This is a genomic window from Nonomuraea sp. NPDC050153 (assembly GCF_044460125.1).
In the GTDB taxonomy this organism is placed as follows: domain Bacteria; phylum Actinomycetota; class Actinomycetes; order Streptosporangiales; family Streptosporangiaceae; genus Nonomuraea.
In genome coordinates, this window is sequence record NZ_JBITJQ010000026.1 from 1 (window position 1) to 12,091 (window position 12,091).

Sequence of the window (12,091 nt, forward strand, 5' to 3'; positions counted from 1 at the left end):
GGACTTCCACCGGCAAGCGACGACGAGCTTCCGCAACCGATCGTCAATCACTCATTTCGATCAACCACCAATCACTACTGGACACACAGGAGGACCCCCATGCCTTTGGCCGTCTACATCCTGGGGCTTTCGATCTTCGCTCAGGGCACTTCGGAGCTCATGCTGGCCGGGCTGATCCCGGAGATGGCCGCCGACCTGCGCGTGTCCGTGCCCGAGGCGGGGCTGCTGATCTCGGCGTTCGCCATGGGGATGCTGGTGGGCGCGCCGGTGCTGGCCGTCGCCACCCTGCGCTGGCCCCGGCGTACGGCGCTGCTGACGTTCATCGCGGTCTTCGCCCTGTCACACGTCGCGGGCGCGCTGACGTCGAGCTACGCCGTGGTGTTCGCCACCCGCGTCGTGGGGGCGTTCGTGTACGCGGGCTTCTGGGCCGTGGCGGCGAGCACGGCGGTCGGCCTGGTGCCCGCGAACGCCCGCGGCAAGGCCATGAGCGTGCTCGCCGGCGGCCTGACGGTCGCCACCGTCATCGGGCTGTCCCTGGGCACGGTCATCGGCCAGCACCTCGGCTGGCGGGCGGCGTTCTGGGCGGTGGCGGGGCTGTCGGCGCTGGCCGCGGCGGGGGTGCTCGCCACCATCCCGGGCGGCCGCCCGGAGTCCGGCGCGCCCTCGCGCGTGTCCGTCGAGCTGCGCTCCATGATCAGCCCCAGGCTCTGGCTCGCGTACGGCACGACCGCGCTGACCACGGGAGCGCTGCTGGCCTCCTTCAGCTACCTGAGCGTGCTGCTGGTCGACACCACGGGGCTGGAGCCCGCCTGGGTGCCCGCGGTCCTGGCGCTCTACGGCGTCGGCTCGCTGATCGGGATCACCCTCGGCGGCCGGACCGCCGACGCGCGGCCGTTCACCTCCCTCCGCATCGGCGTCGCGGGCCTGATCGTCTGCTCGGTCGCGCTGGCCCTGACCGCGTCCGTCCCCGTGGCGGCCATCGCGCTGATCTTCCTGCTCGGCGCCTTCGGCTTCGGCATGAACCCCGCCCTGAACACCCGCGTCTTCTCCCTGGCCAAGGACGCCCCCACGCTGGCGGCCGCGGTGAACGTCTCCTCCTTCAACGTCGGCATCACCGTCGGCCCCTGGCTCGGCGGGCTGGCCATCGGCGCGGGCCTCGGCTACCCGTCCGTCGCCTGGATCGGAGCCGCGATCGGCGTGCTCGCCCTGGCCACCGTGGTCCTGTCGGGCGCGCTGCACCGCTCGCCGGCTCCGGAGCGCAGTGGGATGCCTTCGGCCGTATGAGGCCGGCGAGCGAACGTGGTGATCGACGGCGTCGCCCAGGGGGATTCAGTCACCATTCTCTGAAATATCGCCCTTTGGGGTGATGTCAGGGGCTATGCGAGACTTCACAAGTGACCAGTGCCCCCACAACGCCCACTGTCTCGTCCTCTGACCGAATTCGCACCGTCCAGCGCCGCACCTTGGCGGTCCTGTCCGCGACGCAGATCGTGAGCGGGGTGGGGGTCGCCGTCGGGCTCGCGCTGAGCTCGGTGGTCGTGGACGAGCTGTCGGGGTCCACGGTGATCAGCGGCTTCGCGGGCACGGCCACCGTGCTCGGCGCGGCGCTGCTGGCCCTGCCGACGGCCAAGGCGTCGGGCAGCGGCGGCCGCCGGGCGGGCCTGTCGCTGGCGTACGCGGCGGCGCTGGCCGGCTGCCTGATCTCGGCGCTCGCGATCAGCCTGCACACATGGCCGTTGCTGCTGGCGGGCCTGGTGCTCGTGGGCGGCGGGAGCGCGGGCAGCCTGGCCGCGCGTTACTCGGCCACGGACCTGTCGCCCAAGGGCCGTTCGGCCAGGCACCTGTCGCTGGTCGTCTGGGCCTCCACGATCGGCTCCGTGGCCGGCCCGAACCTGGCAAAGCCCGCCGACCAGATCGGCATGCGGCTGGGGCTGGTGGAGAAGGCGGGGCCGTTCGTGTTCGCGGCGCTGGCGTTCGCGGTGGCGCTGGCGCTCATCTTCTGCCTGCTGCGCCCCGACCCGCTCACGCTGGCCCGCTCCCTGAACGCCGGCCCGGACACCGGCCGCAGCCCCAAGGGGACGATCCGCACCGCCTGGCAGACCCTCCGCACCACCCCGATGGCCCGCCGCGCCCTCGTCATGATCGCGGTGAGCCACACGGCGATGGTGTCCGTCATGTCGATGACCCCGGTCAAACTGCACCACGACGGCTCGAACCTGGACGTCATCGGCCTCGTGATCAGCCTGCACATCGCGGGCATGTACGTGCTGTCGCCGGTGGTGGGCTGGCTGGCCGACAAGGCGGGCAAGGTGCCGGTGCTGGTGCTCGGCATGGCCCTGCTGCTGAGCGCCGCCACGCTCGCCGGCACGGCGGGCGACCACGGGATCTGGCAGGTGACGACCGCGCTGGTGCTGCTCGGCCTCGGCTGGTCGTGCGGCCTGGTCGCGGGCTCCGCCCTGGTCACGGAGTCCGTCCCGCTCGACGGCCGCCCCGCCGTCCAGGGGCTCTCGGACCTGCTGATGAACGTCTGCGGCGCCACCGGCACGATCGTCGCGGGCGCCATCGTGGGGACGCTGGGCTACGGCGTGCTGGGCCTGGTGGTGGGGGTCATGGCCGCGCTCGCGGGCGTCTGGCTGACCTTCACCTGGCGCACCGACCGGCCCTGACCCACAGCGGGACCGCCACTTCGGCACCGGCGTACGGCGGGACCGTCGGCCGGCATCACTTGGCGTCGGCGTTCGGCGGGACCGTCACTTGGCGTCGGCGTAGGCCGCGACCGCCACCGCCTCCATGGGGAAGCGCACCGGCGTCGCCCCGAACAGCAGCCGGGTGGCCTCGGCCGCGGCCGACGAGACGGCGGCGATCACCTCCTCCGCCTGCCCGGCCGGGCAGTGCACCATCACCTCGTCATGCTGGAAGAACACCAGCCGCGCCGGCTCCGGCAGCAGCCCGCGCAGCACCGCCATCAGCGCCAGCGCCCACTCGGCCGCCGTGCCCTGCACCACGAAGTTGCGCGTGAACCGCCCGCGGTCCCGGGCCGCCCGCGCGCCCTCGGGCCCCGACACCAGCTCCTTCCACCGCGGCGAGGGCGGCGGGCTGGTGCGCCCGAGCCAGGAGCGCACGAGCCTCCCCTCCTCCCCCGCCTTGGCCGCGTCCTCCACGAACTGGTACGCCTTGGGGAAGCGCTGCCGCATCACCGCCAGCAGCTTGGGCGCGTCACCGCTGGTGCCGCCGTACATGGCGGACAGCATCGCGATCTTGGCGTTCTCGCGCTCGCCCCCGAACGACTGCGCCAGCGCCGAGTACAGGTCGATCTCCCCGGCGGCCCTGGCCAGCCCCACGTCGCCGGCCATCGCGGCCAGCACCCGCGGCTCCAGCTGCGCGGCGTCGGCGACGACCAGCACCCACCCCTCGTCGGCCACCACCACCCGCCGCATCACCTTGGGGATCTGCAGCGCCCCGCCGCCGCTGGTGGCCCAGCGTCCGGAGACCACGCCGCCCACCACGTACTCGGGCCGGAAGCGCCCGCCCCGCACCCACTGGTCGGCCCACACCCACCCGTGGAAGCTGTACAGCCGGACGAGCTCCTTGTAGGCCAGCAGCGGCGCCACGGCGGGATGGTCGATCTTCTTGAGCTCCTCCGACCGGGTGGTCTTCAACGTCACCCCGGCCGCCTTGAACGCCTTGACGAGCTGCTGCACCGAGTCGGGGTTGACCGGCCGGCCGAGGGCCGCGGCCACCTCGTCGGCCAGCGCCTGCAGCTTGGCCGGACGCATGCCGTGGACGGGCCGCGGCCCCAGCGTCTCCGTCAGCAGCGCGTCGTGCACGTCGCGCCGCCACGGCATGCCGTCGTGGGACATCTCGGCCGCGATGAGCGCCCCCGCCGACTCTGCCGCCACCAGCAGCCGGAACCGCCCCGGCTCGGGCAGCGCCTCGATCCGGCGCAGCTGGTCGGCCAGCACCTCCGCCACGGCCTCGGCCGCGAGCGGCTCGGGCGCGAACAGCGTGCCGGGCGCGCTCGGCTGCTCCTCCGGCACCGACAGCCCGTGCAGCCGGGCGTGCGCCGCCCTGGCCGAGCGGCTCTCGCCGTAGCGGCCCTCGTACGCCAGCAGCAGCCCCTCGGTGAGCGCGATGTCGTGGCAGCGCGAGACCCGCACGCCCGCGCTCAGCAGGTCGGGATAGACCTCCCGAGTGTCGGCCCACACCCAGCGCGGGTGCTCGGCCTCCTCCAGCTCGCGCACGGCGCCCGCCAGATCGGCGGGACGCCGCGCCGAGCCGCCCACGGGCAGCAGCGTCTCTCCGGCGACCACGACATGCACGTGGTCAAGGGTGCCAAACGGCCCAGACAAAAAAGCTACGACAGAGCGATGCGCACCTCGTCCTCCAGCGGCGGATCGGCCTCCTGGGCCCGGCACCCGGTGGCGGCGAAGCACCGTACGGTCAGCTCCTCGGGCGTCACCGACAGGTGCAGGAACTGCTTGAAGAACGGCGGCGTGTCCCAGTCGGACAGCTCCGACAGGTAGCGGTGGAACACCTTGTCGACCGGCAGCCTGAGCGGCCACGGCCACGCCCCGAGCAGCCGCGCCGCCCACCGCATCCTACGGGTGATCGTGACCGGGCCTTCCGGGGTCCTGACCGGCTCGTTCTTGATCAGGTCCGACATGACGCACAGGGCCTCGGAGGGCGTCAGGTAGATCCAGTTCATCCGCAGGCGGCGCGCGTACAACTGGCTGTAGAAGGACAGGGAGTCGCCGCGCAGCGGGTAGCACCTGAAGTCGTCCTCGTGCACGCCCTTGACGTCGACCCGCTGGATGGTGTGCGTGGCGTGCATGAACGCGCCGCCGCCGCCGGACACGATGTACTGGATCACCCGGTCGCCCACTTTGACCGGATAGCGCTGGTAGTTGTGCACGTCTCCGCCGATGGCCGCGACGTACCGGTGCGCCGGGTCGCGCACGATGTCGTCAATCGTGCCGCCCTCCTCCAGCGGTGAGGGCTTGTAGACGTTCCCGGTGTAGATGGGCTTGCCCGTCACGAGGATCTTCGGCCGCGGATCCCGCGAGACGCGCCGCAGCCACGCGGTCTGGTCCTTGTCGATGACGTTCCTGATGCCGGTGTCGACGCCGACGATCAGCAGGCTGTCGCTCTCGATCACCCAGTACGGCCCCGGCTGCGCCGCCTGCTGGGTCGCCTGCTGGGACGGCTTGCCCCTCAGCTCGCGCGCCTCGGCCAGCCGCGCCTCGTCGATGGGCTCCGGCTTGCGCCACAGGAGCCCGCGCAACCAGCGGTCCGGCCGCGGCTTGAGCGGGAGCGCGTCGCAGAAGACCCGCATGAACCCGCCGAGCCCGTCGTACCAGTCGTGGTTGCCGGGGATGGCGTAGATCGGGGCGTCGTAGTCCTTGTACGGACGGAAGAACTTGTCCCCGTACTCGTTGCCCGATCCCGTCGGATAGATCACATCACTCGCTATGACGGCGAACGACGTCTCTTCCCCCACTTTCAACATCCCTGGAACAACGGCGTACTGGGACGCGTCTCCCTCTCCCGTATCACCGAGCAACAGGAAACTGAAATTCCCCCCGACAGGGGGTTTGATGCGAAATTCCGGATCAATCCCGCGCGCTTCCTGGGCCGCCACCCATCGCGCCCGAACCTCCCCTGACGGGTCCCCCAACAACCCCGCGAGGATGTCGTTACGCGATCGCCACAACGTCACCAGATTCAGCCACGTAAACCCGTGATTGTTGGGTCTGAGCTGCGCGAACGTCCCTGTGTGCGTGCAGGCCCATCCTGCCCCCTCCTCTGACACCCTCGAAGAAAGCTGCTTTCCCCGCTCGGCCGCGACTTCCACCATGACCACATACTTACCGCGATCTCCCATTCGCGCACCCGGAACGCTCCGTACCGCGAAGAACACAGAAGGTTCGCAATGGTGTACCCTCAACCCCCCGAGCAAGCGGTAGGGACCGTCGAGGGGAGTGCTCAATGACCCGTAACGGCCCGGACGACGCGACCCGCAGCGGCACTTCCGACGCGGAGGTCATCGAAGGTCTGCTGGCATATGCGCAGACCCGCTCGTCCCGCTGGAGCGGGGCGGCGCTCAAAAGAGTCAGCGAGGCGGTCGCGCGCAGCCGCGCCCTCGACGCACGCGCTCCCGGCACGCACACGACCCTGCTGGCCCGCAGCCTGCTCGCCAAGGCGAAACTCCTGCTCAGGCGGGACCGGGCGGCGGAGGCGTTACCTCTGGCGCAGGAGGCGGTGGCCCTCACCCGCCCGGCGGGTGGCGCCCCGCTGGTGGTGGCGCTGAGCTGCCTGGCCACCGCGTTCGAGTCCCTCCACCGCTACAGCGAAGCCGCCGCCGCACTCGCCGAGGCCGACCGGATCCTCCCTCCGGACGAACCCTGACCCACCCGGCGCCCCACGAGACGGGCTAGGTGGTCGGGGGTGGGATCAGGGCGCCGGGGTTGAGGATTCCGGCCGGGTCGAGCCGGGCCTTGATCGCCTGCAGGATGCTCACGCCCACCGGTCCCAGCTCGGCCGCGTAGGCGTCCCGGTGGTCGCGGCCGACCCCGTGGTGGTGGGTGATCGTGCCGCCGGCCTCGACGATGGCCGCGTTCACCGCCTCCTTGGCGCGCTCCCACTGCCCCACCGGGTCGCCCTCCTGCGCGGTGACGACCGTGAAGTACAGCGAGGCGCCGCTCTCGTACACGTGGGAGATGTGGCACATGACGAGCGGCGAGCCGAGCGCGCCGGCGAGGGCAAGCCGGACCGCGTCGTAGAGCCGCGGCAGGTTCGCCCAGAACCCGGCCGTCTCCAGGGTCTCGACGGTGGCCCCGGCCGCGAGCAGCGAGTCGCGGAGGTAGGGGGCGGAGTAGCGGCCGCGCTCCCACGCCTCCCCCGGCTCCGTCCCCAGCGGCTCGCCCCCCATCCGGGCCAGGACGGCCGCGGCGCCGGACCGCCGGGCCGTCACCGACCCCCATCCGGGAGCGGCCTGCCCGTCCACCGGCGGCACCCCGCCCGAGGCGGAGGCCGGGAGCCCCGGCGACGGGGACTTCGCCGTCGAGGCCGGAGGGCTCTCGTAGCCGGCGATCAGGAGGCAGCCGGCGCCGCCCGATCCGATGGTGTCCGGCTTGGCCAGGCCGATCATGGTCTCGGTCTCGTCCGAGAGCCGGAGCACCGCCGGGAGCGGCCCCTCCTGGGCGAGGGCGCGCACCGCCGCCGTCCCCTCCGCGAACGTCCCGAACCGCCACCCCTCGTACCGCCGCTCCCCAGGCGCCCGCCGCACCCTCAGCCGCAGCGACGTGATGACCCCGAAGGCGCCCTCGGAGCCCAGCATGAGCTGCCGCAGATCGGGCCCGGCCGCCGACTTGGGAGCGCGGCCGAGGTCCAGGGTGCCGGTGGGCGTGGCCACGGTGAGGCCCACGACCATGTCGTCGAAGCGCCCGTACCCGGCGGAGGCCTGGCCGCTGGAACGGGCCGCCGCGAAGCCGCCGAGCGTGGCGTACTCGAAGGACTGGGGGAAGTGCCCCAGCGTCAGGCCGTACGGGGCGAGCAGGCGCTCGGCCTCGGGCGCGCGCACCCCGGGCTCGAAGGCGGCCACGAGGGACTCCAGGTCCACGGAGCGCAGCCGGTCGAGCCGTCCCAGGTCGAGCGCGATCACACCGGCGAAGCCGGAGCCGGAGGCGGTGAGACCGCCCACCACCGAGGTGCCGCCGCCGAAGGGCACCACGGCGACGCGTTCGGCGGAGCACAGTCGCAGCAGCTCGGCGACCTCCTCGTGCGAGCCGGGCAGCACCACGGCGTCGGGCGCGGCGGAGCCGTCCCCGGCGCGCATCCGCAGCAGGTCAGGCGTGGACTTGCCGCGCGTGTGGCGGACGCGGGCCTCGTGCGAGGTCAGCACGTACGCGGGGCCGACCACCTCGGCCAGCGCGCCGAGCAGCGGCCCGGGCAGGGCGACCGGCGGCAGCCGCACCGATTCGAGGCCGACGGCGGGGACGTCCGGGGCGCGCACGCCGAGGAAGTCGCGCAGGAGCGCGCGGACCTGCTCGGGCAGCTCGCGGGCGAGAGCCGGGTCGCCCCAGCCGGACCACAGCATCGGTTCTCCAGGCATGCTTACACTGTGACACATGACGTCGATTCGTCACAACGATGGAGTGCTGGACGCGGCCCACGACTGCGTGCTGGCGTACGGGGTGCGCAGGACGACGCTCACGGACGTGGCACGCAGGGCGGGGGTGTCGCGGATGACGATCTACCGCCGCTGGCCCGACGTGCGCACGCTGGTCGCCGACCTGATGACCAGGGAATGGGTGCGGGTGGTCCAGGCGCTCGACCTGTCGGACCCCGTGCGCGCGGTGGTCGAGGGGGTCAGGGGGCTGCGCGCCCACCCGCTGTGGCGGAAGATCGTGGAGGCGGATCCGGAGCTGCTGCTGCCGTACCTGCTCGACCGGCGCGGCGCCAGCCACGAGGCCGTCCTCGAGGTCCTGGAGCGCGCCGTCGGAAACCCGGGCAAGGCGCGGGCGGTGCTGCTGGTGGCGCAGTCGTTCCTGCTGTCGGCGCCCACGATGCTCGACCCCGTGACCATGGACGAGCTCGACGCCGAGCTCACCGCCCTGCTGGAGGCCTATCTTGGATAGCTCGCATGGAGGCACCTTGGACGACAGCTCGCTGAACGCCCGCAGAAGATCCCGTGAGCTGCGCCGGGTCGCGGAGGAACGGCTCGACGTGCTGGTGGTCGGGCTCGGCGCGACCGGCGCCGGCGCCGCGCTGGACGCCGCGTCCCGTGGGCTCAGCGTAGCGGCGATCGACGCGCACGACCTGGCTTTCGGGACGTCCAGGTGGAGCTCCAAGATGATCCACGGCGGCCTGCGCTATCTGGCGAAGGGGCAGGTGGACGTCGCCTACGAGAGCGCGGTCGAGCGCGGCGTCCTGCTCCGCACGACGGCCCCGCATCTGGTCTCGGCCCACCCGTACCTGCTGCCGCTGACGAAGGCGGTCTCGCGGCGGCAGGCCGCGCTCGTGATGAGCGGCTACCGGCTCGGCGACGGCCTGCGGGCCGCCGCGCGCACGCCGCGCCGGCTGCTGCCCGGCCCGACGCGGCTGAGCGCGGCCCGCACGCGCACGCTGGCGCCCGTCCTCGACGGCGACGGCCTGCGCGGCGCGCTCCTGTCGTGGGACGGCCGGCTGCTGGACGACGCCCGCCTGGTCGTGGCCATCGCCAGGACCGCCGCCGCGCACGGCGCCCGCGTGCTGACCCGCTGCCGCGCGCTGCGGCTCACGGACCGGGGCGCGCTGGTACGCGACGAGCTGACGGGCGAGGAGTTCGACGTCCGCGCCAGAGTGGTGATCAACGCGGCCGGGGTGTGGGCGGGCGGGCTGGATCCCGAGGTGAAGCTGCGCCCCTCGCGCGGCACCCACCTCGTGCTGGCCCGGGGCACGCTCCCCGGGCTGATCGCCGGCATGCACGTGCCCATTCCCGGAGAGACCAACCGATTCGCGCTCGTTCTGCCGCAGCGCGACGGCCGCGTCCACGTCGGCCTCACCGACGAACCGGTGGACGGTCCGGTCCCCGACGTTCCGGAAGTGCCCGAGGAAGACGTCAGAACGCTCCTGGAGGTGCTGAACGGGGTTCTTGAGACTCAGGTGACCCGGGAGGCGGTCGCGGGCGCCTACGCGGGCCTCAGGCCCCTTCTGGCGGCCGACGGCCATACGGCGGACATCTCACGCAAGCACGCCGTCCTCTCGCATGACGGGATCGTCACGGTCGTCGGTGGAAAGCTCACGACATATCGGCGGATGGCCGAGGACGCGGTGGATGAGGCGGTCTCGTCCGCGAAACTCCGGGCGCGCCGGAGTCGTACCCGGAAGATCCCGCTGGTCGGGGCGGGCCCGCGGCCGTCCGGGGTGCCGTCCAGGCTGGCCGAGCGGTACGGCAGCGAGGCCGGGGCCGTGCACGAGCTCGTCAAGGCGTACCCGGAGGAGGTCGGGCTCGGCATCACCGAGGGCGAGCTGGTCTGGTCGGTCAGGCACGAGGGCGCGCTCGACGAGGCCGACCTGCTGGACAGGAGGACCAGGATCGGCCTGGTCAAGCAGGACAGGGACCGCGCGCTGCCCGCGACACGGGACGCATTGGGCAGAACGACCCGCGATTAGCCGAACCGATCCGTTAGGTTAGTCTTACCTAATTCGGATCGGGGAGGGAGAACGGGCGTTGGCGAGGGGCTGCGAGCATCCGATCGGGTGCCACACCGGAGAGGTTCCGACGTTGGCCAGCGCCACTGTGGGAGCCAGGCTGTGGCTGCTCATCGAATACACCGGAGCCTGGCCCTCGCGCCTGGAAAACTTCGAACTTCCTGAAAAAATCTCCGAACTCGTCCGCCGGGCGCTCGATCGCGGTATCAGGCCCCAGCTGATCCGCCGCCCGGGGAAGCGGACCCGCCCACAGGAGCAGGGGATCCGTGTGCTACTCGCGCACGCGGTAGGAGACCGGCCCTGGCTCGCGAGCGGTGTCGTCGCAGGTCCCGACGATCTTGACCTCGACGCGCTCGTGGCGGGAGTGGTCCCGGAGTCCTGCATACTTGAAGTCGAGCCGGTATTTCTGGTCTGCACGCACGCCAAGCGCAATGCGTGCTGCGCCCGCATTGGACTACCCCTCGCTCGTACGCTGGCGGATTCTTTGCCGGACAGAGTATGGGAAACGTCACACGTTGGCGGCGATCGCTACGCCGCCAACCTGGTGTGCTTGCCACACGGAATTTTCTACGGCAGCATGTCTCAGGCTGCTGCACTGGCAGCGGCTAACGCGTACCGGTCGGGCGAGATCATTCTCGACCGCTACCGGGGACGCGCAGGCATCCCTGAGCCATTGCAAGCCGTGGAGCACTTCGCCCGAGCCCATACGGGAGAGTGCTCCGTCGGCGCGGTGGCCGTGGAATCCTCCAGGTCGGACGGCGACGTCACCGAAGCCATCGTGCGCTGCGGTGACGTCCGGCTCCAGGTTGTGGTTGAGCCATCGGCGTTCACAGCGCCGTGTGGTACGGCTTGCGCCGAGACGATCACCACCTACCGGCTGGTTTCGCTGGACAGGCTCACGCCTGTGCGGTACGCCACGCCCGCTCTCGCCTGAACAGGGAACATCGCGGCCCAACGTTGCGTTGGAACAGTGACGCCATAAGCGTCCAATGCGGCTCAATTACCGAAATACCTCTCACGAAGGTGGTTTTCTCATGTCTCAGGTACGTCGGCAGCTCGCCCGCCCGCGCCCCAGCTGGGGTTGGCAGGATGATGCCGCGTGCCGGGGTGAGGACCTCGTGCTCTTCTTCGGCCCCGACGGGGAGCGGCAGCCCGAGCGTGACGTACGTGAGCGGAAGGCCAAGGCGATCTGCGCCCAGTGCCCCGTCCGCACCGAGTGCCTTGACTACGCGCTGTCCCGTCCGGAGAAGTACGGCACGTGGGGCGGTCTCAACGAAGACGAGCGCGCCTCCGAGCGTCGTCGTCGCATGCGCCGCGCGGCCAGCGCCGGCATCTCCGCCGCCTGACACACCCGGCAGCGTCACCAGCACCGCGTGATCAAGCAGTTGTCCCGATGAACCGGAGCCTGGCCCTCCACGCACAGGCTCCGGCGAACCCGGTCGGGACAACTGCCTGATCAGGCAGAACCTCCGAGGGAACCGGCCCGCACGAGCAGCGGCAGCACGTGGTTGCGCACGGCAGGCGCCAGACGCGGCACGTACGCGTCCCGCCCGTCCGTCCAGCCCAGCGCGGCCAGCTCCGCGGCCGGCCTCGGATCCCCCGAAACCCTGGCGGTGAAAACCGTCATGCGCATGGGCACGCCCTCCAGCGCCGCCACGTCCTCCACGTGGTCGAGCAGGGCCAGGTCGAGCGGGGTCACCCCGAGCTCCTCGGCCAGCTCGCGCGCGAGCGTCTCCTCCGGCTCCTCGCCCGGCTCGGGCTTGCCTCCCGGCAGGTAGAAGACGTCGGGAGCGGCGTTCTTGCTCACGACGAGCAGCCGCCCCCGGTCCACGACCGCCGCGGCGACCACGCGCAACACATCCATGGCCGACAGCATGCCACCCGGCACCGACAATCCGGA

General features: G+C 71.9%; 11 protein-coding genes. 7 read left to right on the forward strand and 4 right to left on the reverse strand.

Going from position 1 to position 12,091, the window contains the following annotated elements:
* The first annotated feature begins 99 nt into the window (after positions 1-99).
* Complete coding sequence (locus tag ACIBQ1_RS42680) at positions 100-1,284, forward strand: Cmx/CmrA family chloramphenicol efflux MFS transporter (RefSeq protein ID WP_397286298.1); 1,185 nt, start codon at positions 100-102, stop codon at positions 1,282-1,284.
* Positions 1,285-1,463: 179 nt separating this feature from the next.
* Positions 1,464-2,666, forward strand: coding sequence for an MFS transporter (locus ACIBQ1_RS42685; protein WP_397286300.1), 1,203 nt, complete (start codon positions 1,464-1,466; stop codon positions 2,664-2,666).
* Positions 2,667-2,750: 84 nt separating this feature from the next.
* Here the strand turns inward: ACIBQ1_RS42685 and ACIBQ1_RS42690 are convergent, their stop codons facing one another.
* Entirely contained in the window at positions 2,751-4,319 is a 1,569-nt protein-coding gene (locus ACIBQ1_RS42690; RefSeq protein WP_397286302.1) for a bifunctional 3'-5' exonuclease/DNA polymerase, read from the reverse strand.
* A 35-nt stretch (positions 4,320-4,354) separates the two neighbouring features.
* On the reverse strand, positions 4,355-5,809 hold the full coding sequence (locus tag ACIBQ1_RS42695) for a metallophosphoesterase family protein (RefSeq protein WP_397286589.1): 1,455 nt from the start codon (positions 5,807-5,809) through the stop codon (positions 4,355-4,357).
* A 176-nt stretch (positions 5,810-5,985) separates the two neighbouring features.
* Between ACIBQ1_RS42695 and ACIBQ1_RS42700 the strand changes: the two genes are divergently transcribed.
* Positions 5,986-6,405 (forward strand): hypothetical protein, encoded by a 420-nt coding sequence (locus ACIBQ1_RS42700; protein WP_397286304.1) that lies wholly within the window; start codon positions 5,986-5,988, stop codon positions 6,403-6,405.
* 25 nt (positions 6,406-6,430) lie between these two features.
* Here the strand turns inward: ACIBQ1_RS42700 and ACIBQ1_RS42705 are convergent, their stop codons facing one another.
* Positions 6,431-8,095, reverse strand: coding sequence for an FAD-binding oxidoreductase (locus tag ACIBQ1_RS42705; protein WP_397286590.1), 1,665 nt, complete (start codon positions 8,093-8,095; stop codon positions 6,431-6,433).
* Positions 8,096-8,126: 31 nt separating this feature from the next.
* Here ACIBQ1_RS42705 and ACIBQ1_RS42710 point away from each other — a divergent pair, with 31 nt between their 5' ends.
* The 4 genes from ACIBQ1_RS42710 (at position 8,127) to ACIBQ1_RS42725 (ending at position 11,537) form a co-directional block, all read left to right on the forward strand.
* Complete coding sequence (locus ACIBQ1_RS42710) at positions 8,127-8,636, forward strand: TetR/AcrR family transcriptional regulator (protein ID WP_397286305.1); 510 nt, start codon at positions 8,127-8,129, stop codon at positions 8,634-8,636.
* 16 nt (positions 8,637-8,652) lie between these two features.
* Positions 8,653-10,152 carry a glycerol-3-phosphate dehydrogenase/oxidase gene (locus tag ACIBQ1_RS42715; protein ID WP_397286307.1) on the forward strand — a complete coding sequence of 500 codons (1,500 nt, stop codon included), beginning with the start codon at positions 8,653-8,655 and terminating at the stop codon, positions 10,150-10,152.
* Positions 10,153-10,264: 112 nt separating this feature from the next.
* Positions 10,265-11,125: a sucrase ferredoxin gene (locus ACIBQ1_RS42720; protein WP_397286308.1), complete on the forward strand. Its 861-nt coding sequence runs from the start codon at positions 10,265-10,267 to the stop codon at positions 11,123-11,125.
* Positions 11,126-11,225: 100 nt separating this feature from the next.
* Positions 11,226-11,537 carry a WhiB family transcriptional regulator gene (locus ACIBQ1_RS42725; RefSeq protein ID WP_101784355.1) on the forward strand — a complete coding sequence of 104 codons (312 nt, stop codon included), beginning with the start codon at positions 11,226-11,228 and terminating at the stop codon, positions 11,535-11,537.
* Positions 11,538-11,647: 110 nt separating this feature from the next.
* Here the strand turns inward: ACIBQ1_RS42725 and ACIBQ1_RS42730 are convergent, their stop codons facing one another.
* Positions 11,648-12,055, reverse strand: a complete 408-nt coding sequence (locus ACIBQ1_RS42730; protein WP_397286310.1) for an NUDIX domain-containing protein — start codon at positions 12,053-12,055, stop codon at positions 11,648-11,650.
* Positions 12,056-12,091: the final 36 nt, after the last annotated feature.

What these genes read in the sequence shown, in the direction of transcription:
- ACIBQ1_RS42680 (WP_397286298.1), top strand. Translation starts at nt 100, where the DNA reads ATGCCTTTGGCCGTCTACATCCTGGGGCTTTCGATCTTCGCTCAGGGC.
- ACIBQ1_RS42700 (WP_397286304.1), top strand. Translation starts at nt 5,986, where the DNA reads ATGACCCGTAACGGCCCGGACGACGCGACCCGCAGCGGCACTTCCGAC.
- ACIBQ1_RS42705 (WP_397286590.1), bottom strand. Translation starts at nt 8,095, where the DNA reads ATGCTGTGGTCCGGCTGGGGCGACCCGGCTCTCGCCCGCGAGCTGCCC.
- ACIBQ1_RS42710 (WP_397286305.1), top strand. Translation starts at nt 8,127, where the DNA reads ATGACGTCGATTCGTCACAACGATGGAGTGCTGGACGCGGCCCACGAC.
- ACIBQ1_RS42725 (WP_101784355.1), top strand. Translation starts at nt 11,226, where the DNA reads ATGTCTCAGGTACGTCGGCAGCTCGCCCGCCCGCGCCCCAGCTGGGGT.
- ACIBQ1_RS42730 (WP_397286310.1), bottom strand. Translation starts at nt 12,055, where the DNA reads ATGGATGTGTTGCGCGTGGTCGCCGCGGCGGTCGTGGACCGGGGGCGG.